Source organism: Actinomyces naeslundii, from assembly GCF_001956585.1.
GTDB classification, from domain to species: Bacteria; Actinomycetota; Actinomycetes; order Actinomycetales; family Actinomycetaceae; genus Actinomyces; species Actinomyces naeslundii.
On record NZ_MSRR01000001.1, the window covers coordinates 39085 to 61870 of the forward strand.

The following is a 22786-nucleotide window of genomic DNA, read 5'->3' on the forward strand; positions in this document are numbered from 1 at the left end:
TCAGTCGTCGGCGGGCTGGGTGGCCAGGGCGCGCTCCAGCTCCTGGCGGGCCTGAGCCACGCGCTCGGGAGTGAAGGAGCTGTCATGACTGACCAGGGCCAGTCCGTCGAGGATCTCGGCTCCGTAGCGGTGCCCGTGCCCGGCGGGCACATTCATCGCCCGCGGCAGGTCCGCACTCACTTGGAAGAAGGTGATGTAGGGCATCCAGTGCATGGTGGGGGAGCGGTCCGTTCCCGCCCGCTCCTGCAACCAGTCAGGCCTTTCACGGATCAGCCTCGGCGACCACCACACCACCGGGTCGCTCGCATGCTGGATGTAGAGAATCCTCTGGTCTCCCCAGGTGGTGTCGCCCGCGAAGGAGTCCATGTCCTCCTCGTCCTGGGCGAAGCGCACCGTCAAGCCGGCCGAGTAGGTGGGGTCCACCTCCCGCGTGCCCGGATCGCGTCGTGTCACCAGGTCTCGCCACAGCTGCGAGGAGTTGGGCGGCCCCACCCACAGGACTCCGTCGACCGACTTCAGGACGTCGGCCAGATCATCGAAGGCCGCCTCACCGGCCAGCACCCCCATCGACTCCCCGTACAGCAGGAGCCGGGGTCGATCGCCTTCCGGAAGCGTCTTCCACCAGGCCACGATGGCCGTCACCAGCGCCTTGCCCGAGGCCCGGGCCCTGTCCGTGTCGGCGATGAACTGCACACCCGAGGGCAGGTAGGAGTACTGAGCAGCCGCGATCGCCGTATCGCCGTCGTAGAGCACCTCCAGTGACAGAGCCGCTACCGGGTCCACCCAGCCGGTCCCCGTCGTCGGGGCGATCAAGATCGCCGAGCGGGAGGCCGCCCCGGTGCGCCTCAGCTCCTCGACGACGAGCGCGGCCCGCGCCTCGTCGCTTCCCGCGCTCTCCAGCCCGGCGTAGACGCGGATCGGCTCACTGGCCGGCCGGGAGGTCACCCTCTCAAGGCCCTGGGCGTTCAGGCCCCGGCCCACGAAACGCTTGCCGTAGGCCCCCAGGGACTCCCACGCCACGAGTGAGTCCGGCGACCCCGAGCGCTTGGACGACGTCGGCCGCGGTGCCGAGGGCGGATCCGCACTGTTGCGCACGGAGAAGGCCGACTCCGCGCCCCGGATGATGATGCCCGGGATCGCCTGGTTGACCAGCGCGAAGACCAGCACCAGCACGATGATCCAGGAGGACACCGAACGCACCGGCAGCGGAAGCCGCTGAGGCAGGTGCCGCTTCAGCCAGGCCTCCAGGCGTAGGAAGCCGCGCCCCACCATGACCAGGGCGGTCCAGATGCCGAAGCCCACCGGGAAGACCAGCAGGTACTGCGCAGGTGTGTAGGCGCGGTAGTCAGTCAGGGCGGCTACCTGCTGCTGCCAGCGGACCGCCTGAAGCAGGATCGCGTTGAGTCCCAGAACGACGATGACGCTCAGTGCGATCTCCACCCGTCGCCTCCACCGAGGCACCCAGGACGGCAGGCTCCGGCCGCTGGCCTCCCACAGGACCCGCACCACCTTGCTCACCCAGGTGCGCCAGTTCCACGACAACCAGACGTCTCCGAGGTAGCCGGTTGCCGCACACAGCCCGCAGGCCACCCCCTGAAAGAGGATGTCTCGGGGGATGAGCGAGGGTGTCAGCGCCAGGACGAAGAACACTGAGCCCAGGACCAGTCCGGCCGGGTCCGGCCGTAGACGGTCCCAGGCACGTTCAACAGGGGGAGGAAGCGCCGGCATCGGGCACCACCCTATGCCGGAATCGACTGTCTGGTGCGGCTGCCCTATCGCTCGCCGACCGTTCCGACCTGTTCGGTCTGGCTGCCCGCCTTGAGGGTCTCCAACATCTCACCGGAGAAATAGACACGCAGGGACAGCGCCTCCAGCATCGTCGTGTCTCCCGGGCGGTCCTGGTGACAGTCCGTGAGACTCTCGGCGGGCTGTCCGGTGGAGCCGTTGGCGACCGTCTTGACGTCCTTGACCTCGCCGGAGCCGTCGGTCTCCACAATGACGTCGGCGTCGGTGTCCTGCGGGCTTCGGCTCACACGGCGCGCCTGGGAGAAGGGAGCCGTGTGAGGCTGGGGAACCGCCCAGGTCGAGTCCCAGGCAAGGTGCCAGTCAGTGCCGCGGCCCTCGGGCAGAACGACGTCGACCTGATCCAGCGCGCCGTTGATGACCACGAGCATGTCGTCGTCGTTCCACGGCCTGCCCGAGCGCAGCATCTGGACCACCCGGGTGTGCGGGTCGTGCCACGAGTCCCCGTCCATGGGGGCGGCGTCGCCCCGGTACCAGGCCAGGTCCGGGATCGTGTCGCCCTCGAGGACCTGACCGGTCGCGAAGCGCGAGGGGCGTGCCACCGGGTGGGCCTGACGCAGGTGGATGAGGAAGCGCGTGGTGGCGACCAGGTCGCGCTGCCAGACCTCCAGGTTCCAGTCGACCCAGGAGAGCACCGAGTCCTGGCAGTAGCAGTTGTTGTTTCCCTGCTGGGTGCGGCCCATCTCGTCACCGGCCAGCAGCATGGGCGTCCCGGCGCTCAGCAGAACGGTGGCCAGCAGGTTGCGCATGGAACGACGACGCAGCACCTCGATCGGCCCGCCGTTGATGCCCTCGACGACGTCGCCCTCGAAGCCGTGGTTCCAGGAGCGGTTGTTGGAGGTGCCATCGCGGTTGTCCTCCTTGTTGGCCAGATTGTGCTTGTGGTCGTAGACCACCAGGTCACGCAGGGTGAAGCCGTCGTGCGCCGCCACGAAGTTGACCGAGCCCAGAGGACCGCGCCCGCCGGGGAACTCTCCGTGGCTGAACAGGTCCGCGCTGCCCGACAGGCGTGTGGCCAGGTCACGCAGGTCCGAGCCCAGGCGCCCCTTGGAGATCTCCGAGGCGTCGTGCAGCCAGAAGGAGCGCGTGGTGTCGCGGAAGTGGTCGTTCCAGTCCTGGAAGGGCTCGGGGAACTGGCCGGTGCGCCAGCCTCCGGGGCCCACGTCCCACGGCTCACTGATGAGCTTGACCGTGCTGAGCACCGGATCGGTGGCGATCGCCGTGAGCAGCGGGTGGCGCGGCGAGAACTCTGCGGCATGGCGCCCCAGCGTGGTCGCCAGGTCGAAGCGAAAGCCGTCCACTCCCACCTCGGAGACCCAGTAGCGCAGCGAGTCCAGAACCATCCGGATCGCACCCGTGGCCCGGAAGTCCAGCGTGTTGCCGGTACCGGTGACATCCATGTACTGGGCCGGCAGGTAGGGGGCGTGCAGGTAGTAGTCCAGGTTGTCCAGGCCACGCAGGCTCAAGGAGGGGCCGTCGACACCGCCCTCGCAGGTGTGGTTGTAGACGACGTCGAGCACGACCTCCAGGCCGGCCTCGTGAAGCATGGAGACCATGCCGCGTACCTCGTCCAGGACCGCCTGCGGGCCGGCTGCGCGCGCCGCGGCCGTGGCGTAGGAGGGCTCGGGCGCGAAGTAGCTCAGCGTGGAGTAGCCCCAGTAGTTGGTCAGCTCCCGCTTGGTCAGGAAGGGCTCGGTCACCGAGGCGTGGATCGGCAGCAGCTCGATCGTGGTGATCCCCAGTCCCTTGAGGTGCTCGACCGTCACCGAGTGGGCCAGTCCGGCGTAGGTGCCGCGCAGCTCCTTGGGCACGCCGGGCAGCTTGTAGGTCAGGCCCTTGACGTGGGCCTCGTAGATGACGGTGCGCTCGCGGGGGACGCGCGGTCCCGGAACCACCGGGAAGGTGTCACCGGTGACCACGCCGACGACGGTGCTGTCCGCCGAGTCCAGGTGCGAGGGGCGCCAGGGCTCGGCCGCAGGGACCAGGTCGTCGGTGACCTCGTGGGCGTAGACGGCCGGCACCAGGTCCACCTGTCCGTCCAGGGCGCGGGCATAGGGGTCCAGCAGCAGCTTGCGGGGGTTGTAGAGCAGCCCCTCATGCGGGTTCCAGGGGCCGTGAGCGCGGTAGCCGTAGCGCTGCCCAGCACCGATGCCGGGAACGTGCGCGCTCCAGACGCCGCGCTGAGGACCGTGCATCCCGATCCGGGTCTCCTCCGCCACGGTGCCGTCGGCGGCCATGGTCAGCAGGCACAGGTCCATCGCCGTGGCATGCGGAGCGTGGACGGCGAAGTCCGCACCGTCACCGCTGAGGGTAACGCCCAGTCCGTGGGCGGGAGCTGCTGGCAGCTCAGCGCGCGGTGCTGGAGCGGGCTCTGGCGTCGAAGGCATGGGTCCATTGTCCTGGCGCTCGCTGGTCCCGACCACTTGAGGGGCAGTGAGGTCTCCCTCGTGAGAGTGCGCCGCGTCGCGTTTATGCGCCGAGATGCGACGGCGTCGTCATCGCCTCGTCACCCAGTCATCTCCCTGACACCGTGTCAGGGTGACTCAGCGCTCAGTGGCGAGATGCTGCTGTTATGGCAACCTTGAGCCCATGAGAATCGTGGTCTGCATCAAGCACGTTCCCGACGTGCAGTCCGAGCGCCGCCTTGAGGACGGCCGCCTCGTGCGCGGTGAGGAGGATGTCCTCAACGAGCTCGACGAGAACGCCGTCGAGGCCGCTGTCTGTCTGGCCGAGGAGGCCGACGGCGAGGTCGTCGCTCTGACCATGGGACCCGAGGACTCCGAGGACGGGGTGCGGCGCGCCCTCCAGATGGGGGCCGACTCCGGGGTTGTCGTCGCCGACGACGCCCTGGCCGGAGCCGACGTCGTCACCACCGCCCGGGTCCTGGCCGCGGCCATCGAGCGCATCGGCGAGGTGGACCTGGTCGTCACCGGCATGGCCTCCCTGGACGCCATGACCTCGATGCTGCCCGGCGCCCTCGCCGCCGCCCTGCGCCTGCCGGCCCTGACCCTGGCCAACCAGCTCGAGGTCGAGGGCGGCGCCGTGACCGTCACCCGCACCGTGGGCGCCGTTCGCGAGGTCGTCAGCGCCCCGCTGCCCGCCCTCGTCAGCGTCACCGACCAGGCCAACGAGCCCCGCTACCCCAACTTCGCCGCCATGCGGGCCGCGAAGAAGAAGCCCATCGACTTCTGGGAGGCCTCCGAGCTCGGCCTTGAGGTCGCCGACCCGGCCGTGAGAGTCGTCGACGACGAGGCCCGACCCGCCCGCGAGGCCGGCATCATCCGCACCGACGCCGGTGAGGCGGGCCGAGAGCTCGCCGCCTGGCTCGTGGAGAACAAGCTCGTCTGAGGGTGAGCCGCAGCGCCCGCACACTCAGTTCGGCGCCGCCCTCAATCAGGGCGCACGAACCGGGAGCGCTGCCCCACCCGCCTCATACCACCTGCGAAAGAAGCTGATTCCCATGCTCGATGCCCCCCTCCTCGTCCTCGTCGACCTCGAGACCGCCGAGTCCGCCCCCACCGGCCCCAGCCTGGAGCTGCTCACCGCCGCTCGGGGCCTGACCGGCGGCGACGTCATCGCCCTGGCACTTCAGCCCCTGGGTGAGCCGGCCCGTGCGGCCCTGGCCGGCGCCGGAGCCACCCGCCTGCTGACCGCCGACCTGGGCGAGTCCGCCCACCTGCCCGCCACCGCGGCCGACGCCGTTGTGGCGGCCGTCGGCACCGTCCAGCCCGCCGCGGTCCTGGTCGTCTCCGACTACCGCGGCAAGGAGCTGGCCGGGCGGGCCGCCGTCCTACTCGACTCGGCCTGCGTCTCCGACGCCACCGCCCTGGAGGCGGGCGGTGCGGGTGACGACTCCGTGCTGCGCGCCTCCAAGCTGGTCCTGTCCGGCTCCTGGTCCACCACCGTCTCCGTCGGCTCGGCCGGCAGCGCCCCGATCATCGCCGTGCGCCCCGGGATCGCCGAGGTCTCCGCCGCCGACGGCGCGCCACTGACCGCCGAGCCCCTCGAGGTGCCCGTCAGTGCCGAGGCCGCTGCCGTGCGCCTCGTCTCGCGCGAGGCGACCTCCGTCGCCTCCGGGCCGGCCCTGACCGAGGCCCGCACCGTCGTCGTGGGTGGCCGCGGCGTGGATGGTGACTTCGACCTGGTCCGTTCCCTGGCCGAGCCGCTCGGCGCCGCCGTCGGCGCCACCCGCGTGGCCTGCGACGAGGGCTGGATCGAGCGCAGCGCCCAGATCGGCCAGACCGGCGAGACCATCTCCCCGCGTCTGTACATCGGCCTGGGCGTCTCCGGTGCCGTCCACCACACCAGCGGCATCCAGGGCGCCGGCACCGTCGTCGCCATCTGCGACGACTCCGAGGCCCCCATCTTCGAGATGGCCGACTTCGGCGTCGTCGGCGACGTCACCGAGGTCGTGCCCCAGCTCGTCGAGGAGCTCGCCAAGCTGCGCGGCTGAGCAGTTCCTTCAACGACACTGTGGGGGTGCACCGTCTCATCGACGGTGCACCCCCACAACGCGTACGGGGCGTCAGCTGACCTTGTACTGCAGGTGAGTGATCCTGAACCGCTCCATGTCCGAGCTCAGCAGCAGCCAGGACCCGTACTGCTTCTGCTCACTGTTACTCGTACTCGGCCTGGGAGTCATCCACGGCTTAGACGGATCGTCCAGGGCGATTGGACAGATGATCGTTCCCTGATCCAGGTCCATGGAGTTGGCGACCGAGGCGCCTGAGGAGTCCTTGGGGCCGGCCAGCAGACAGGCAACCACCTTGCCTCCCTCAGGCAGGAAGGCCGTTCGCATCGTGTCACCCGTCGCCACCCGCTCAGCGGGCTGATCCATGAAGGGCAGGATCGTGGGATCGATGTGCTCGGCCGCCTTGTCGTCCTGACCTGAGGCGAGCGCGTCATAGACTTTCTGCACCTCGGCCAGGGACGGGCGCCGGTGGTCCCCACTCATGGGCAGGCTACCCGGAATGTGGTAGACGACGTCGGCGAGCGTCAGGGCCTGACCGTCCCACTGCGCGGTGACCGTCGCCGAGGCGCTGCCGCCGCAGGTCCGGCAGGACTCATCACCGTAGAGCCGCAGCTGCGGCTCGTCGAAGATGACGGTGCCGCCGACAACACGCAGGTTCTCCATGCGTGGGGTGGGCACGTAGCCGATCTCGTTGCTGCCCTCCATCATGAGGGAGCCGACCATCTCCTTGTCAGCGTTGTAGGCGACAAGGACATCGAAGCCGTAGTCGGGGAGGTCGGCGTTGCAGTCCAGGACGGCGACCATCACCGGTGAGGTGCCGAACAGACCCTGCTGGGTCGACTTCATGGCGATCGTGTTCGACGAGCCGCCCCCCACGCCGTTACCTCTGGCGGTGCCGGGGGCCTTGCCGTCGGAGAAGGTGACTTTCGTCTTCTCCGGAGCCTGCTCGACCATGTCGGCCCTCGTCATCCCCCGACCCCCTCGGGTGAAGGCCTCCGCGCAGATGCCGGGGACGTCGAGGCTGGCGTTCTCAAGATCCTTCGGGTCGGGGATGTCTGCGGAGGCCGGGGCCGAGGTCGGCAGCGCCGTGGCGCGAGTCGAGCTCGAACCGGAGTCGAAGGCCAGAACCGACGTCGTCGAGCCGTTGAAGACCACGACGTATCCGTCACCGGCCGCCCAGGAGGTCACCGGGGTGGTGACCTGCCAGATCGTGGTGCCCTCGACCGGGTCGAGAGCGCGCAGCGAGTCCGGGTGGGCCATGACGATGGCCCCCTTGCTCGTCTGCCAGCGGGGCGGTGTGTCGCTTCCCAGGCCGTTGAGGGCGCCCACGCCCTCGGGCAGCTTGCTCGACCACAGCACGGTGGTGCCGTCGAGGGCGGCCACAGTGGCGCCGTCGCTGACAACCCAGACCTCGCGGCTGGCCGGCAGGCTGACGCCGACGATCTTGCGGGGCGCCTCGACCCGGGTCGCCCACACCGGCTTGGAGCCCTCGAGGGACAGCCCGGAGACCTTGGTCTTGTCGACGCTCACGGTGCCGTCTGAGCTGACGGACAGAGGCGTCCCGCCGGTGGGGGCATCGCCCAGCCGCACCGAGGTGGTCGACGGCGCCGACGTCGGGGCGTCGGATGCGGAGGGGGCTGCGGAGCCGGCAGAGGAGGGAGTCGCGGAGGCGTCGGAGGGCGGCGCGGCGGATGCCGAGGAGGAGGTCTCCGAGGAGGCCTCAGGAGCGGCAGAGGACGGTGCCGTCGATGAGGCCGGATCACCGGCCGACGTGCTGGACTCGGCCGGTTCCTGCGAGGGAGAGGTGGTTGGATCGGCGGCTGAGATCGTTGACGGCTTGGCGGGGCTGTTGACCCCGGAGGCCAGGTCGATGCTGACCCGCTCTCCGCAGTCGAGGGTCTTCGCACCCATCTTGCAGCTGAGGCTCTGCCCCGCCAGCTCATCGGGGAGGGGGACCTGCCAGACGGCGTGGGAGGCCGAGGAGCTCAGCCCCAGGGCCACCAGAGTCTCACGGCGATCCGCGATCACCCGCAGGATCATCAGCTGATTGCTGACCAGGGCCGTGGCGCCGCTCGCGTCGAAGGACGCCGCCGTGGGCTCCTTGCCGAGGTTGGACAGGTCCTGCTGGACCTTGAGGATCGGCGCCTTGACCAGTGAGAGCGGGTCGGAGCTGCGTGTCAGCGCCCACATGCCTCCGCCGCCGAGCGCCAGGACCAGGGCGACGACGACGCCGAGGGTCATCAGGCGTCCTTTGCGACGTCGCACGGGAGGAGCTGGGGCGAGAGGGTTGGGAACGGGATCGGGCGCCGCCGCCGATGAGCTGGGCTCGGGAGACGGGGACGAAGACGGAGAGTCGGATGGGGATGAGGAAGATTCGGGAGACGGAGACATGGGCACAGCGTAGAAGGAAACGAGCCGGCCGAGAGGCGAAATAGATGACCGATCAACTGTTAGATATTTGCTTCGGCTCATCGACTCCGTCGTCTTCCGCAAGGACGGCCGTCTGCTGCTGGCGGGCGCCGCCGATGATCTGCGCCAGGACCGCGGTATGAGCCTGGACGCCCTGTTCAGGAAGGAGTACCGCTGATGTTCGCCACACTGCTCATGGAGGAGGCCCGTACCCAGGCTTGCCGCAATGCGGGAGTCGTGGGGAGCATGGCGCTCGTGGCCATGCCCGCCGTCGTGAGCATCCAGATCGGCATCACGGTACTGACGTCGGCCGCAGTGGCCACACTCCTTGTTGCCGGCTGGTTCGCCAGTTTCGCGCACCTGCTCGGCGTCACGCTGGAACAGGTCCTCGAGCCGGTGCGTCAGATGGTCAGCCTGGTGGGAATCGGCTCCGTAGTGGTGGCGCCGATCCTGGCCGCGATCCTGGCCGCGATCCTGGTCTAGTGGGCGGTGCGAGCCATCGAGCGGCACACCTGCCTGTGCTGAACGCGGCTGACAGATCCCGGTGCCCGGACGCTCAGGGCGTGGTGACTACACCGTGGCCCTGGTCGTCACTGCGCCTCCGTTCTTGGGCGCGGCCGCGTCGAAGGCGGCGGCGACGACGTCGGCATAGTCGGTCGGGTTCACCAGGGCGATTCCCTGGGTGCGGTCGGCCAGGAGGAGCAGGTTGTCCCCTGGGGCGAGGTTGAAGATCTCCCGGACCTCCTTGGGGATGACGATCTGCGACTTGGGGCCGAGCTTGACGGTGGCGATGTAGCGTTCCGGGTCCTGGGCGGAGAGGTCAGGCGGGGTGCCGGGCTGTGTGTCCGACGGAGAATCGGCGGGCGTGTCGGCTGGCATGGTGGGAGGTCCCTTTCCTGCTGGTCCTGCTGGGCGCCGGGGGTTGTGTCAACCCTAGTCCTTCCGCGCGACGGCGGCGCGGTGGGAAATCGAGGACTGGAAGCTGGTCTCAGGCGAGGGCGCGGCCGGGGCCTGCGCGGCGGTGACGGTGGCCTGGGCAAGGACCTGGTCTCCGTCGGCCCCGCCGTAGATGACCAGGCTCTGTCCTGCGGCCACGCCGCGCAGGGGGGAGACCAGCTCGGCGTGCAGGAGGCCGGCGGCCTCATCGACGCGGACCCGGGCCGGAACCGGGCGGCCGTGGGCGCGAACCTGGACGCTGGCCTCCTGCCAGCCGACGGCCGGAGATCGGTCGAGATCGGAGGTGTCGGCGGACGGGCTGCCCGCGAGCGGCTCGGGATCGGCGAGCAGAACGAGTCCGTCGCCATCGACCGCGCTGCGGCTGAGCAGCTCCTCGGGGCCGACGACGACCTCGTTGGTGGCCGGGCGCGTCTCGATGACGTAGCGGGGGCGGCCGTCGTCGGCCGGGCGGGACAGGCCCAGGCCCTTGCGCTGGCCGACGGTGAAGCCGAAGTAGCCCTGGTGGGTTCCCAGGACCTCGCCGTCGGGGGAGACCATGGCGCCCTGTCTGGCGCCGAGCGAGCGGGTCAGGAAGCCGCGGGTGTCGCCGTCGGCCACGAAGCAGATGTCGTAGGAGTCCGGCTTGGAGGCCACCGGAAGGCCGCGGTCCTCGGCCTCGGCGCGCACCTGCGCCTTGGAGAGCGCGTCGCCAAGCGGGAAGAGGGCCCGGGCCAGGCCCTCGCGGCCGGAGACCGCCAGGACGTAGGACTGGTCCTTGGCGGTGTCGACGGCGCGGCGCAGCGTCAGGCCCGTGGTGTCGCCGGGGCGGCCGGAGGAGGCGCCGCCGCTCAGGCGCGCGTAGTGGCCGGTGGCGACGGCGTCGAATCCCAGGGCAAGCCCGCGCTCGAGGAGGGCGTCGAACTTGACGCGCTCGTTGCAGCGCACGCACGGGTTGGGGGTGCGACCGGCACGGTACTCGTCGAGGAAGTCGGCCACGACGCGCTCCTCGAACTCCTCGGACAGGTCCCACACGTAGAAGGGGATCCCCAGGATCTGGGCGGCCCAACGGGCGTCGGCGGAGTCCTCGATGGAGCAGCAGCCGCGCGAGCCCGAGCGGGTCTGGGCGCGGTTGCGGGTCAGGGCCATGTGGACGCCCACGACCTCGTGACCGGCGTCGACGGCGCGCGCGGCGGCCACGGCGGAGTCGACTCCGCCGGACAGGGCGGCCAGGACGCGCACGAGGATCTCCTTCAGGCAAGCGGGTAGCCGTTGCTACGGCCGTGGCAGGCTACCGCAGGTCGACCGCGACGGGGCAACCGGAAGAACCCAGAGGACCTCGTGGCGCCCGGCATAGATGGCGCTGAGGGAGGAGATGTCATGCCTGACGAGTACGCCGTCGGCGCCCGCGGTTTCTGCCAGCCCCTGCGCGATCAGTGCTGATGCTCGGTGTTCTTCGTTTTCCGTCGGGGGAGTACAAGCGCGTTCTCAGCGTGGTGGGCGAGCATGCGACGGTTGCGCCTGAGCACGTTCCAGCAGCGTCTGGACAACGGCATCATGCCGGTCGTCGTGCTCGACTCGACAAGGGGGCGGCAGTCCATGTCGGTGTGCTCATGTCTCATCGTTCACGAAAGGAGCCTCAATGTCTGATGCGTGGTTGGCCTTCTTGGTTATTTTCGCCATGCTGCTGGCGATCTGGCGGATAGCAGACGGTCGAGAGCGTCCGATGACGAAGAGCGAGCAGGAACGAATGTTCTTCCGGCAGACCTACCACCTGTCGATCGATCGCATGCTCTCGGAGAGCCCGCTGGATCGTGCCGAGGTGCGGCGACTGCGTGACTCCGGGAGAAGAGACGGGCGTGTGCGAGCCATCAGGTACGTACGAGAATGGGACCCCGTTCCTCGGGAGATCGCCGCCCAGTTCGTCGATCGCGTGTGAGAGGCGGCGCTGGAGGATCGCGAACTGCGTTTTCCGTCCAGGACGTACTTTTCCCGCAAACGACTGCTGGCGGGCACCAGTCGTTTGCGGGACAACGCAGTCCTCGATCGACAAGTACGTTCCCGATCACGAAGAGATCGGGCTCAAGAGCGGATAGTCGGGTGCAGAGCGCTGTTGCGCTGCTGTTGAGGACTGATCAACGGGCAGCGAACTCGTGGCCGGCGCGAATGAGGTCCCTGAGCCAGTCGCTCTGCGCAGCCTCCATCGTCTTGACGACGACGTGGTGGTTCCACCTGTTCGCACTGACCTGATCGACGCGGTGGAAGCGCGGATCCTCCAGGGGACGGTCGAGCCTCACGTTCAGGAACAGTGTGCCGTCGCCCGTCTTCTCATAGGCCCAGACCCACAGGAACTTCCGGTTGACGGAGAAGCTCACCTGGGCCGTCAGGTGCTTCGTGACAGAGCCGAGCGAGAGGACAGAGGACTCGATTGCCGCGTACATGGCGGCCGTTGCCGGCTTGCCGCTGAAGTCGCCGATCATCTTGTTCGAGGCGGTTGGCATGCGGTGCTCCTCGGTTGCTGTGTCGGACTAGATACTGCTAAATGCGCGTCCTTGCCGTCTTGTGCGTCACCTTCCAGGCCCGCCTGGCTCCCTCCAGGGCGGCGGGAAGAGCGGCGAGTAGGCGCTCGACGTCGTCGGGGCTCGTCTCCCGGCCCAGGGAGCAGCGCAGTGTGGAGCGGGCCGGCCCCTCCTGAAAGCCCATCGCCAGGAGCACATGGCTCGGCTGGGCGACCCCGGCGTGGCAGGCCGAGCCCGCGGACGCATCGATCCCGGCCAGGTCCAGGGCCATGAGCAGTGCCTCGACATCGGCCTCCTCGAACCACAGGTGCGCCGTAGAGGCCACATGATCGGCATCCTCGGGCAGCGTGGCGTGAACACCCGGAAGCGTCCCGGCACCCTCCAGAATCCGGCGCCGCAGCACCGCCAGCCGGGACTCCTGCTCCTGCTGCTCGGCGACCGCCAGCTCTACCGCCAGGGCCAGCGCCCGGGCCGCCACCACGTCCTGCGTGCCCGAGCGAATCCCTCGCTCCTGACGGCCCCCGCCCGTAGCCGGCGTCAACGCCAGGTCGCGGCGAAGCACCAGCGCTCCCACTCCCACCGGCGCCCCCAGCTTGTGCCCTGTCAGGCTCATCGCGTCCAGCCCCCAGCCGTGGAAGTCCACGGGAACCTTCCCCAGGGCCGCGACGGCGTCGGAGTGGACGGGTACGTAGCCGGCCTCGTCGGGGTGCCCGGTACCGCTCGCCCCCCGCACGCGCGCCACCAGCGCCGCCATGTCCTGAACCACGCCGGTCTCATTGTTCGCCGCCATGACCGAGACCAGGGACGCGGGGGAGCGGCCGGTATCGGCTGCCGGCGCCACCGCCCGGGCCAGAGAGTCGAGCTCGACTCTCCCCGCGCCGTCGACCTCCAGCAGGCTCAGCCCCGCGCCCAGCTCGGCCACGGCGGTGCGCGCCGAGTCCAAGACCGCCGGGTGCTCGATCGGAGAGACCACCAGACGCCCGCCCGGCAGCGCTCGTGCCCGGCCCGAGACCACCAGGGCATCGGCCTCCGTACCGCCGGAGGTCAGCAGCACCTCGTGCGCATCCACCCTCAGAGCGACCGCCAGGCGGGCACGCGCCTCCGCCAGCAGCGCCCCCACCCGTCGGCCAGCGGTGTGCTGCGCGCTCGGATTCGCCCAGCCATCGAGCCCACTGGTCAGGTCCTCGGCGACCTGCCGGGCGACCTCGGGGCGGACCGGGGATGTGGCGGCGTGATCGAGATAGGTGCGCACACCCCCAGCCTAGACGGCGGCTCAGAAGAGCCGGACTTTGTCCACATGGGACGACTTTGAAACCGCTTTTCGCATGTGGAGCCGGCCCGTAACGCTCTGACCTGTATAGATGCCAATGGCTCTCGACCGGCTCGTCGCCAAAGCCGTCCCATACGCAGGGGGTCGGCAAAGTCGGGTCAGGTGGTTGGTTGGGTGATGAGCTTGATGGCGCGTTTTGGTTGTCGTGACAGGGATCTGGTGGTGGAGGCGATAGCGGCTTGGGCGCCGTGGGCCAGACGGATGATGCCGGGTGGTCAGGTTGCGCAGGGCGGCCATGATCTCGGGGCCGTTGCGGGTGCGCAGCTGGTGGCGGTCCTCATCGAAGACGACGTCACGGACCGACGTGGAGCCGGTTCTCGATTCCCCAGTGCCCTTGGACCCAGGCGGCAACCTGCTCAGGCTGGGCCTGCTCCATGGGCAGTGAGCAGATCAGGTATGCCACCTCAACGTGCTTCCTGCCCTTGATGGTCCTGGTACGTTGGACCTGGAGAACCTGAGCCGCTGCGGGGAAGTCCACCCACTTGGGTGCCTGGACGGCCTCGGGCGGAGCGCCGCACCCGCCGCCCATGGCCGGTGTCGACGCTCGAGACGGACGGGACCTGCTTCCAGGGCAGGGCCTTGAGCGTCCTGCGCAGAGTCTTCTGGTTGCCTTTGACGGTGAGCACGTAGCGGCCGCCCTGATCGCGGATCCACTGGGCGGTGTCCACCTGTGTGTGCATGGCATCTGCGATGACCACTACCCCGTCGAGGTCGAGGGGCTCGAGAAGCTCTCTGATGGCGGGGACCTCTGGATGGACTTGTCCGCTACCCGGACCTGGCTCAGCACAGCGCCCATGGCGTGGTCCAGGGCCGACAGGAGGTGCGGCGCCGAGGCCTGCCCCAGGCGGGCCCCGCGCACGGTCTTGCCGTCCATCGCGATGACTGTTCTTCCCTCGACGGTGCCGGTACGAGTGCACAACCACGACCTCAGACGGGTATTGAGGTCGGTGGGGTCCAGGTCCTGCAGCACCCGCCGGATGGTCGACTCCGACGGCAGGGCCTGCCCCGCCTCCAAGCCCAGGGACCGCAGATCAGACGGGGTCAGGTCGGTGGTGTGCTCCCAGATGGCCGTCAGGCTCCGGCAGCCTGCGAGCACTCCCGTCACGGCCAGGGACAGGACCGTGAACAGGCTGTGGCGCACGCCCCGCCGATCCCGGGGGGGGGGCGGTGATGTTCCTAAAGAACCTGGGCCAGGGGCTGGCGCGACAGGGCAGACGTGGTGGAGGATGACATCAGCGCGAGCTCCCAGGACGAGGAGATGACTAGACACCACTCATCTCATCGTCCCTACGGGGCCCGCGCCCCCGTCCCAGCGACACACCACCCCCATCAAAACGGCTCACACACCCTCACCCACCAACCTTGCCGATCCCCTGAGGCATGATCACCCTGAGGAGAAAACCCGTGAAACTGCCCCTTCACCCCCGACGACAAGAAATATAACCGAACCGTTAAGCAGATCAGATACGAGATCGAAAGGGTCATCGCGAACACCCAAGGACCTGGAGGATCCTGCATACCGGCCACAGAAGATCATCGGAAACTTTCCAGATAACCGTTAGCAGTCCTCGAAATCATATTCGTCTAAACCCCATGAATAAAACTCCATATTAGACACGCCAAGACAACAAATTCCCTAAGAATATGGGCAAAACAGCGGCAGCAAGCGGAGGTCAGTGGAGGTGGTTCACCTGATCTGTTCCCTGCTTGTGATCGATGCTCAGCCCTAGCAGAGCGCAGTCTGGTCCGGTGCCACTGGCGAATAGAGAAATGGCCCCGCTGGGTCCGAGATGTCGTTTTACGAGGATCGACACCAACTGCGCACCGCAAACTATCCCGAGACTATGGCTGCGCTGTTTAACCTGGCTTTCAACCTCATCCGCCTCTGCCGCCGACCCTGCCTGTTCGCAATAGGTTCTAAGAATGATGGTCGATCGGACCAGTTGACCGCCGCAATTGACAACCTTTCCCAGCTGGTCTGCGCCGAGGCCGTCGATGATGAGATGAGAAGGTTCCGATACAATCGTCCTTTCCCAGGTAACGCCCTCGCCTTCTTCATCGCCAGGCTCGTACATGCGCGTCGTCACCGGCAACGAGGCCAGTTACCGGGTCAAGGTTTCCACCGCGGTCGCTAGCTCCTTCACCTCGAAGTGTCGGAGGATCCTTCCCTTCTTAACCCGCCAAGATGGCGAAGACGAGCGCCGCAGTCGTATCCTAGTCAGGAAGCGCCTCTACGTCAGCACCTACTGCTCTCCAGCGACAGTGTCGTGACGATGCCGTCGCAGCACGGACCTCCTACTACAACTGCCATCGCTCCTACGCTTCTGCCTATCATGACCAAACACATGCCGCTCAACCCGCGTCACGAACACCATAGCCTCACGCAGTTATTAGACTCCTTAAATCAGTTATCTACTGATTGAGGATCTAGTTAACTAGGTGGTGCAGATCTTGTCGGGAAAGTGGTTGATTCTCTTCCGGTAGATGTCGCTCCGTCGTTCAATAGTCTTCGCATCTTCGAGGTTTCTTTATGTCTATAAAAAAGCAATTCAGTGTGACTGTAGTTCTGTTTGAAGATTTCGAACTGCTCGACGCCTGCTGTCCGGTCGGACTGATGTCGCGTTTCCCTGAACTTGGTATCACTATGGTGGGGGCGCACGTCGGTGGTGTGCGAAGTTATCGAGGTGTAAGTGTTGCGGCAACAAGAGCATATGATGATGTGATCGAAAGCGACATCATTCTCGTCCCTGGAGGGAGGGGGGCTCGGAGAATCGTTCATGACAAAGTATTCCTTTCCCGCCTCCGGAGATGGGGTGAGGGGGCCAGTGTCATCGCCTCCGTCTGTACTGGAGCGGCGATACTTGCATCGGCTGGCCTGCTCGACGGGTGTAGAGCTACATCAAATAAGCGGGCATTTTCCTGGGTTAAACAATTTGGTTATGATGTGACCTGGGTTTCTCGTGCTAGATGGGTACATGATGGAAATCGATGGACTTCATCTGGGGTGATGGCTGGCCTGGATATGACTGTGGCGTTGCTTGTGGAACTCTACGGACAAGATCGGGTTAAGAAAGTCGTGGACGAGATTGAATACCTCCCATGTAATGACGCTGACGATGACCCATTCTCTTCGGTGTCGATTGTTTAAAAATGCGCATGTCTTGAGAGATATTGAGTTTTAATTGTTGGGATGCTGAAAGTGGGGTAAAGGGGGTTTATTCATGGGGGTGTTTAGAATGTTTTAAAGGGGTGTGTCGCTAAGTAAGGTGGCGTTGCTCTTGGGAGAGTTTTGGTGTCTAAGTCGACTCAACGTAGTGGCACGAGGATCACTTGCAGCGAGGTTGTGGACCTGTGCGAGAGGATTTACACAGAGAACCCCGATTTGCCGGTGGTCGGGGCCCGGGTGCTGGGCCTGTTCCTGTGTGTGTCTGGCTCTGACCTAACTGGGGCACAACCTGCCCCAGGCGTTGCTCGCCGTGGCCTACGACGTCTCGCAGGCCACCGCCTCACGCATCATCGCCGCCTACCTTGACTCATGATACCTTGGTGGTTTTCGGGGAGGTCGGTGTGAGTTTTCGTTGGTATTGCGGTGTTGGGGGGGGGTGGAGCACTAAGAGGCCGTATGGTGTGCTGGTGTGAGCCCGTTTCTGCGCAAGGTCAGGACTGCTTCGGGGACCATGGCGATGCAAATCGCGGTCAAGGAGAACGGCGTACGCCGGATTGTGGAGCACCTGGGGCTCTGCCCACGACGAGGCCGGGCTGGCCGCCCTGATGGAGGCTGGGCGGCAGAAGATTGCTGCCTGGCAGGGCCAGGGGCTGCTGGACCTGGAGTCCCTAGAACCGTCACCGGACGTACCGGCCTTGTGGGTACCACGTGGAGGCCAAGCGCTTGGCTCTGCTGTGGGAGGTCCTGCACGGGGCCTGCACCTACCTGGGGCTGGGCGAGGCGGTCGGGGTGATCGGGCTTTTGAGCAGATGGTGCTGGCGCGTTTGATTGAGCCGTCCTCCAGGGACCAGGTCCCCCGTGTCCTGGGTGATCTGGGCCTGGATGCGGTCAGCGTACGGACCTTTCCCTGGGACGTTGTGTCGAGCGGGGCTACCGGGAGGCGATCTCTCAGGCCCTGTTTGATCACGTCATTGCCACCAGGGTACTGGCCCGATGCCTGCAGGAGTGACCACGCTCTACTTCGAGGCTGAGCGTGAGGACGACCTGCGGCAGGCGGGTTAGTCCAAGGAGAGGAGGGTCGATCCGCAGAGCATCGTGGGCCTGCTGGGCGACCGCCACGGGTTCCCCCTCCAGGTCGGCTGCTGGAAGAGCAACCGGGCCGAGACTACCGCGATCATCCCCGTCGTGGAGGCCTTCCAGGCTGGTCACGGCATGAGGAGCTCATCATTGTCGCCGACGCCGGCATGCTCTCAGCCTCTAACGAGCGTGTTCAATGGTTCGTGAGCCCTTGTGGAGGGACTGGCACTGATGGCTGCTACCGGTGATGACGACAGGGCTTCTGCTGGTGGGCGGGATGTGGTCTACCAGGTGCGCTCGGCTGGGGCTCAGGACGGCTTGTTCGAGCAGACCTGGTGCCGGGCAGGTGAGGATGATCGGGGCTGATGGCCTGCTGCCGGCCCTGCACCAAGGGAGACCCTGGAGAAGGACCTGGCCGCTTGGCTTGAGCGACCATCTGGGCTACGACAAGGGCGAGCCGATCACCTAAGCACACGGCAGTACTAGGAACGGGAACACGTCCAAGACGGTGAACCCGCCTGGATAGGCCCCTTTGAGGCCTGTGGTGCCTCGGGACCGGGCCGGGACCTTCACCCCGCACCCGGGTAGAGCTAAACAGGCAGTGTCCAAGAAAACTATAGCAGAGTTCGATGCAGTACTAACTGACAGCCTTGCCGGTTCCCGGAATAAGTAAATGTGCTCTAATGAAATCGAAAGCAATCCCGGTCACAAAGAATAAAACCGCTATCATGAGCCAGCCACTTGGATTGTTCATCCCAACTACAAAACCAAATACTGTCGAAGATGCAAACTGTCCCGCATCCTGTAATGCATTAAAAACGCCTTGATATTCTCCAATTCTATTTTCGGACGCCATTTCGTACGAAAAGGACCATCCTGAGGCCGCTTGAAATAGTTCTGCAACGGTCTGAAGAGCGACAACTGCAAGTAACACGATCTGTGCGCACAGCGCTGGTAGAAATCCAGTTGGGGCAACTAAAATACATGCAAACGTGAGTAAAATTCCAGACCATTTGGCAAGACGCAAAGATGCGCTAACATCAACTGCAATCGCTCCAATTTTCACTTGCAACAGCACCACGGCAATCGTATTAATTATAAGCAAAACTGACGATGTCCAAAGAGGAATCGTCGTACAGGAAGCAATCCATAATGGAATTCCGAAAGTTAAAAAGCTCTCGCATAGAACTAGCACGGAGGAAAGTATCGACACCAAGAGAAATAGATGATTCTTAAAAGCCGGCGTTGTTTGAGAAGCAATGCTGTGAGTTAATGAAATTGTCTTTTCAATATCAACTTCATGGGTAACAATTAGACCTACGAGTATGCTACTTACAATGAACGTTCCCGCATCACCCAAGATTGCAGCTACATATACCGATTCGGTATTGAAGGCCAAAACTATTCCTCCAATACCGGCTCCCAAAGCTGCCATTCCGTTTGCTACAGAACGTACTTGAGCTCTGAAACGGACACGATTACTCGGATCGACAAGTAGAGCCACCAAAGCTCCGCGTGCAGAGGCCGCTCCACTTTCAAAAACTCCAGCAGCAATAATGACCGCTCCGCATAAATAGTGTATTTTCAGGAAGGATAGAAGTAGCATTACCAGTGCTTGCCCCAATAATAATACCGAGAAAATTAGTTTAGGTGAAAGACGATCAGAGAGCCAACCAAAACAAGCGGCCGACAACACTCCCGTTGCTGCAGCAGCGGACATCCATAACCCAAGACCTGCTGGATTTAAACCAACAATACGAACAAAGTACACAGCAAGTATCGAGAGAAAAACCCCGTTCCCTAGAGAATTGATTCCAACCGCAACTATAAACTGCGCATTCGGCAATTGTCCTTTAAATCGAGGGATCGCGTTAATTATCTTCATAATGCGATTCACATGTGTTCCTTAATTCAGAAAGTCCAGCAAGGCATTCCAGAATAGCTACGCTAATTAACTCGCTGTTTCCATTATAGCGTTAGCGCATCTTTAAAATTCTGTTAAAAAGGAGTGGCGCTGACACCTTAAAAACAGGCGTCAGCGCCAATCTCTGAAGGCAACCTGTTAGGATGGCCAACAGATAACGGAGTCAGGACTTGCTGAACACCGTAGCCGACTTGTCATCACCAGAACGAGGCTCTGGCATGATGATCATGCACGAAAACTCTAGTGCAAGATCTGACTGATCATTCTCTCGAATCATTGTGCTCACCTCCTTTCCAAAATAAACTAAAATCATTATACTTCTAACCAATTGTAAATTGAGTCTTTAGAGCCACCCATCGTTGAATAGCTTCTGGCGCTGAGATCTCGTCAATTAAAAATACGAGAGATAATGAAATCTTGGGAGAAACATAAAAACCTACGTCATTGATGAGCCTTAATCGATTAGCGATTTCCACTTTTCCGATCGAATGTCCTAAGTTGCGACGTTGAACAGAAGATAAGTACTTTGGAATATATTCGGCCGAAACCTGCTTTCGCAATACAGAAATCATAAAATTTTGACAACTTTTCGACAATAATGTTCCGCCAATAGCCTGCCTTATCAAGTTAGAAATATCTCTAGGTGTCGAAGTGTTGTATTGACAGATACTTCTAAGAGTACTGTCAGAAGGTGTTTTGTGTGGCTGAGTCTGAACATGTTCGAATAACTCATCCCAATAACGTGGGCGTGGATTGTGGCGGCATCCCAATGCCATTAAGTTGATATCGAGTATACTACTATTAATAGTAGTATTTGTCAGACCAGATCGTACGCAAAAGTTCTGAATTGTGTCAATGCCAAGCCGTCCCAGAAAATAGTCAGCAATAACACTGTTGTTCTGCGACGCCATGACACAAAGAAGTTCCGACATCTTCATGGTAGACGTATCGCGACGAAATAAAGTGTGGTCTGCGTCGTTGTGCAACTCAGCGACGGGAATCACTTCAGTCAACGACAACCGACCTTTGTCGACTTCAGCGAGCGCAGCTGCGAGAATAATTAACTTTATCACGCTTGCCATATGGAACTGCAGGTTTGGATTCCTCTGGCCTATCACGTTGCCCGTTGAAAGATCCGCGACTATGTATCCGACTCTTGCATCTTTGATTTCATTCTGTGTCGTCATCAGTTTAGGAATCGCTTATCGATACTTTACTTGCCGCTCCCGAATGACTTAGAATGGATATAACATCTTGCTGCTCTGCAAAACAATTCTCTGGCTTACTCGATAGATCATAGGTTCTGTAACGTGCCCATGTCATTGCTCGACATTCGCCTGCACAGGCAGCACGAAGACTGCAGGACTGGCACTGTTCTGCAACGTCGTCGTTCCTGTAATCTCTCATGAATTGGAGGAGCGGAGAATCTAACCAAATTTTGTCAGCTTTGTCTGTTTTTATAGTGTTTGGCCAGACTCTATTTTCTGGCTCTTGTAGGTTATTACATGGATATACGTTGCCTCGAAAATCGAAGTATAACCATAGTGTCCCTGCTCTGCAGAATAAAGATCTATCTTTTTCTATACGTTGGTCAATCGGACAGTCAATGATCAGGTTAGGTGCTTTTTTTCTCCCGTCAGCGACCATTCGTGCTACTTCGGCGTACTCATACGCAGACATAAGTATGTTATTCTCCTTAGCCTGTCCGCATGGAACAGCGGGAATGATGCGAAGCATACGAACGTTGTGCTCTACCGCAAGCTGAATCATTTCAGGTATGTCATATAAATTGTCTGCTTCATGCGCTCCTTGTGGCTGAATTATCATATTTACTTCAGCCTGAAGTCCTCTATCAACCACGGCGTCTATAGCATTTAGCGCTGCTGCATGTGAATCGACGCGGCGCGGTGCTTTGCGTAAAAGATTTTCATGGACGGGGTCAGGAGAAGAAAGCGAAATTTGATACGAATTAATTCCCGCTTCTTCAAATCTATCAATATACTCAGGAATCCTAAATCCTGTTGTAAGCATATACATGCGATTTGGCCGACGCCCTAATCGATCCTCTGATTCGTTGCTTATCATTCTAGCAATCTCGAGAGTTTCTTCAGGATTCACGGTGGGTTCACCGCCAGTAAGACACCATTCGACGGCGCCGAAGGTATTGATTAGGGGCGCTACAACGTTATCCCGTAATTGCTCGACAGAATAAAATTCATTGCGAACTTTATTTCTGGGAGGAATATAACACCAACTACATCCGTAGTTGCAATATGGTGTTACTTCGATAATGGAGTTAGGTGGAGTTATGATACCGTCGTCGAACTGAGGTAGTTTATCGGCAAGGTAAACTGGATCGAAATTTCCATATTTCGGCATGTTTTCATTTTCGAACGATCTTGACATTTCGATGACGTAATTTTCATCAAGATTCATTCTTCTAGCTGATTTCAGTATTGATTTCTCGTCAACTGCGTTAGGCTTTAAGCGATCGAAGCCAGACATGTAGGCCAGATATGCTTTTAGTGCTTTTTCGTCGCAACGCCAACGTCCTTTATAGTATGCGTCGATAATTACATACTCTGCTGCTTCTTTGATAATTATGGCGTACATAGTTTGTCTCCTCTGCCAGGTCGGCGGTCGTGGAATCTGTTGATAGCTTTTGCTGATGGCTAGGATAGGTGCGAGAAACATTGGTGTCAATGATTTTTTCGTAATTCGACGCTATACGCGGCAATTTGTCAGACGTCCGACTTGATGTCGGTTGCGAATTTCGAATGAAGCTGTTTCTCTTGTTGAGTTTTGGCGGTCTACTCATTTGTAGATTACCCACAAGGCGTTATTTTATTCATCAACATTAAGTTAGGTGCGACATGAAGCGTTTATATAATGACAAAGGTTAGTCAAACCTAAGTTCAGTTTCTCGTTGTTGGCTGACTGGGGTTGGATAGTGTTGGGGCCAGTGCTACGGGATGCCCCTATGTGCTGCGTCAAGTGGCAGTGGGGTAGTTTCGTGGCTGGTTGTGGGTCGTAGAGGGAGCCGTTGCAGATCACGCATGAAGGGTCAGGATGCGGCGTTGGTTGGAGCGAGTGCGACCTGGTTGTGACGCTTTTTTGGTTTCGTTTGCGCTGGTAGTACGTCCTCGATATCGGA

Annotated in this window: 18 protein-coding genes and 3 pseudogenes; 7 read left to right on the forward strand and 14 right to left on the reverse strand. The window is 62.6% G+C overall.

Going from position 1 to position 22786, the window contains the following annotated elements; all coding sequences use genetic code 11:
• Both BKH33_RS00140 and glgX read right to left on the reverse strand, forming a co-directional pair.
• A complete protein-coding gene (locus BKH33_RS00140) occupies positions 1 to 1728 on the reverse strand; it encodes an alpha/beta hydrolase (protein WP_003785109.1) in 1728 nt (575 codons plus the stop codon).
• A 44-nt stretch (positions 1729 to 1772) separates the two neighbouring features.
• Positions 1773 to 4190, reverse strand: a complete 2418-nt coding sequence (gene glgX / locus BKH33_RS00145) for a glycogen debranching protein GlgX (protein ID WP_076142412.1) — start codon at positions 4188 to 4190, stop codon at positions 1773 to 1775.
• A gap of 202 nt (positions 4191 to 4392) precedes the next feature.
• Here glgX and BKH33_RS00150 point away from each other — a divergent pair, with 202 nt between their 5' ends.
• Positions 4393 to 5151: an electron transfer flavoprotein subunit beta/FixA family protein gene (locus tag BKH33_RS00150; protein WP_043539161.1), complete on the forward strand. Its 759-nt coding sequence runs from the start codon at positions 4393 to 4395 to the stop codon at positions 5149 to 5151.
• Positions 5152 to 5263: 112 nt separating this feature from the next.
• Entirely contained in the window at positions 5264 to 6256 is a 993-nt protein-coding gene (locus BKH33_RS00155) for an electron transfer flavoprotein subunit alpha/FixB family protein (RefSeq protein WP_076142414.1), read from the forward strand.
• Between the two features lie 72 nt (positions 6257 to 6328).
• Here the strand turns inward: BKH33_RS00155 and BKH33_RS00160 are convergent, their stop codons facing one another.
• Positions 6329 to 8515, reverse strand: a complete 2187-nt coding sequence (locus BKH33_RS00160) for a PQQ-binding-like beta-propeller repeat protein (protein ID WP_003780339.1) — start codon at positions 8513 to 8515, stop codon at positions 6329 to 6331.
• Positions 8516 to 8741: 226 nt separating this feature from the next.
• Between BKH33_RS00160 and BKH33_RS13455 the strand changes: the two are divergent.
• A pseudogene (locus BKH33_RS13455) lies at positions 8742 to 8861 on the forward strand (ABC transporter ATP-binding protein); the annotation flags it as partial.
• On the forward strand, positions 8861 to 9166 hold the full coding sequence (locus tag BKH33_RS00165) for a hypothetical protein (protein WP_003780335.1): 306 nt from the start codon (positions 8861 to 8863) through the stop codon (positions 9164 to 9166). The pseudogene BKH33_RS13455 and the gene BKH33_RS00165, both read left to right, overlap by 1 nt.
• A gap of 87 nt (positions 9167 to 9253) precedes the next feature.
• On the opposite strand, the gene BKH33_RS00170 is transcribed toward BKH33_RS00165, so the two are convergent.
• The gene (locus BKH33_RS00170) at positions 9254 to 9562 is read right to left on the reverse strand and encodes an AbrB/MazE/SpoVT family DNA-binding domain-containing protein (protein WP_003780332.1); all 309 of its coding nucleotides are present in this window, start codon (positions 9560 to 9562) and stop codon (positions 9254 to 9256) included.
• 54 nt (positions 9563 to 9616) lie between these two features.
• Positions 9617 to 10858, reverse strand: a complete 1242-nt coding sequence (mnmA, locus tag BKH33_RS00175) for a tRNA 2-thiouridine(34) synthase MnmA (protein WP_003780338.1) — start codon at positions 10856 to 10858, stop codon at positions 9617 to 9619.
• Between the two features lie 400 nt (positions 10859 to 11258).
• On the opposite strand from mnmA, the gene BKH33_RS00185 reads away from it, so the two are divergent.
• Positions 11259 to 11555 (forward strand): hypothetical protein, encoded by a 297-nt coding sequence (locus BKH33_RS00185; protein ID WP_003780330.1) that lies wholly within the window; start codon positions 11259 to 11261, stop codon positions 11553 to 11555.
• A gap of 196 nt (positions 11556 to 11751) precedes the next feature.
• Here BKH33_RS00185 and BKH33_RS00190 read toward each other — a convergent pair whose 3' ends face one another.
• From BKH33_RS00190 to BKH33_RS13460, 6 genes and pseudogenes are all read right to left on the reverse strand, one after another.
• Positions 11752 to 12117 (reverse strand): DUF5655 domain-containing protein, encoded by a 366-nt coding sequence (locus tag BKH33_RS00190; RefSeq protein WP_003780328.1) that lies wholly within the window; start codon positions 12115 to 12117, stop codon positions 11752 to 11754.
• A gap of 37 nt (positions 12118 to 12154) precedes the next feature.
• The gene (locus BKH33_RS00195; protein ID WP_076142416.1) at positions 12155 to 13387 is read right to left on the reverse strand and encodes a cysteine desulfurase family protein; all 1233 of its coding nucleotides are present in this window, start codon (positions 13385 to 13387) and stop codon (positions 12155 to 12157) included.
• A gap of 370 nt (positions 13388 to 13757) precedes the next feature.
• On the reverse strand, positions 13758 to 13994 hold the full coding sequence (locus tag BKH33_RS14000; RefSeq protein ID WP_232621571.1) for a hypothetical protein: 237 nt from the start codon (positions 13992 to 13994) through the stop codon (positions 13758 to 13760).
• Positions 13995 to 14034: 40 nt separating this feature from the next.
• Positions 14035 to 14163 (reverse strand): annotated as a pseudogene (locus BKH33_RS14005) (ISAs1 family transposase); the annotation flags it as partial.
• Positions 14163 to 14606 carry a transposase family protein gene (locus BKH33_RS14010; protein ID WP_232621501.1) on the reverse strand — a complete coding sequence of 148 codons (444 nt, stop codon included), beginning with the start codon at positions 14604 to 14606 and terminating at the stop codon, positions 14163 to 14165. The pseudogene BKH33_RS14005 and the gene BKH33_RS14010, both read right to left, overlap by 1 nt.
• A 532-nt stretch (positions 14607 to 15138) precedes the next feature.
• Entirely contained in the window at positions 15139 to 15540 is a 402-nt protein-coding gene (locus BKH33_RS13460; protein ID WP_143229044.1) for a hypothetical protein, read from the reverse strand.
• Between the two features lie 479 nt (positions 15541 to 16019).
• On the opposite strand from BKH33_RS13460, the gene BKH33_RS00205 reads away from it, so the two are divergent.
• Entirely contained in the window at positions 16020 to 16613 is a 594-nt protein-coding gene (locus BKH33_RS00205; protein ID WP_198482867.1) for a DJ-1/PfpI family protein, read from the forward strand.
• Positions 16614 to 17100: 487 nt separating this feature from the next.
• Positions 17101 to 17893 (forward strand): annotated as a pseudogene (locus tag BKH33_RS14340) (IS1634 family transposase); the annotation flags it as partial.
• Positions 17894 to 18345: 452 nt separating this feature from the next.
• Here BKH33_RS14340 and BKH33_RS00225 read toward each other — a convergent pair.
• The 3 genes from BKH33_RS00225 to BKH33_RS13465 all read right to left on the reverse strand — a co-directional run bounded on the left by BKH33_RS00225 (position 18346) and on the right by BKH33_RS13465 (position 22245).
• Positions 18346 to 19605: an MFS transporter gene (locus tag BKH33_RS00225; RefSeq protein WP_004564631.1), complete on the reverse strand. Its 1260-nt coding sequence runs from the start codon at positions 19603 to 19605 to the stop codon at positions 18346 to 18348.
• A 347-nt stretch (positions 19606 to 19952) separates the two neighbouring features.
• Entirely contained in the window at positions 19953 to 20819 is an 867-nt protein-coding gene (locus BKH33_RS00230; protein WP_076142418.1) for a serine hydrolase, read from the reverse strand.
• Positions 20820 to 20823: 4 nt separating this feature from the next.
• Positions 20824 to 22245: a radical SAM/SPASM domain-containing protein gene (locus tag BKH33_RS13465; protein ID WP_158068329.1), complete on the reverse strand. Its 1422-nt coding sequence runs from the start codon at positions 22243 to 22245 to the stop codon at positions 20824 to 20826.
• Positions 22246 to 22786 lie beyond the last annotated feature (541 nt).

Bases quoted from the DNA above. Each gene is read 5' to 3' on its own strand.
- BKH33_RS00140 (WP_003785109.1), bottom strand. From the start codon at position 1,728: ATGCCGGCGCTTCCTCCCCCTGTTGAACGTGCCTGGGACCGTCTACGG.
- glgX (WP_076142412.1), bottom strand. From the start codon at position 4,190: ATGCCTTCGACGCCAGAGCCCGCTCCAGCACCGCGCGCTGAGCTGCCA.
- BKH33_RS00150 (WP_043539161.1), top strand. From the start codon at position 4,393: ATGAGAATCGTGGTCTGCATCAAGCACGTTCCCGACGTGCAGTCCGAG.
- BKH33_RS00155 (WP_076142414.1), top strand. From the start codon at position 5,264: ATGCTCGATGCCCCCCTCCTCGTCCTCGTCGACCTCGAGACCGCCGAG.
- BKH33_RS00160 (WP_003780339.1), bottom strand. From the start codon at position 8,515: ATGACCCTCGGCGTCGTCGTCGCCCTGGTCCTGGCGCTCGGCGGCGGA.
- BKH33_RS00165 (WP_003780335.1), top strand. From the start codon at position 8,861: ATGTTCGCCACACTGCTCATGGAGGAGGCCCGTACCCAGGCTTGCCGC.
- BKH33_RS00170 (WP_003780332.1), bottom strand. From the start codon at position 9,562: ATGCCAGCCGACACGCCCGCCGATTCTCCGTCGGACACACAGCCCGGC.
- BKH33_RS00185 (WP_003780330.1), top strand. From the start codon at position 11,259: ATGTCTGATGCGTGGTTGGCCTTCTTGGTTATTTTCGCCATGCTGCTG.
- BKH33_RS00190 (WP_003780328.1), bottom strand. From the start codon at position 12,117: ATGCCAACCGCCTCGAACAAGATGATCGGCGACTTCAGCGGCAAGCCG.
- BKH33_RS14000 (WP_232621571.1), bottom strand. From the start codon at position 13,994: ATGGGCGGCGGGTGCGGCGCTCCGCCCGAGGCCGTCCAGGCACCCAAG.
- BKH33_RS13460 (WP_143229044.1), bottom strand. From the start codon at position 15,540: ATGTACGAGCCTGGCGATGAAGAAGGCGAGGGCGTTACCTGGGAAAGG.
- BKH33_RS00230 (WP_076142418.1), bottom strand. From the start codon at position 20,819: ATGACGACACAGAATGAAATCAAAGATGCAAGAGTCGGATACATAGTC.
- BKH33_RS13465 (WP_158068329.1), bottom strand. From the start codon at position 22,245: ATGTACGCCATAATTATCAAAGAAGCAGCAGAGTATGTAATTATCGAC.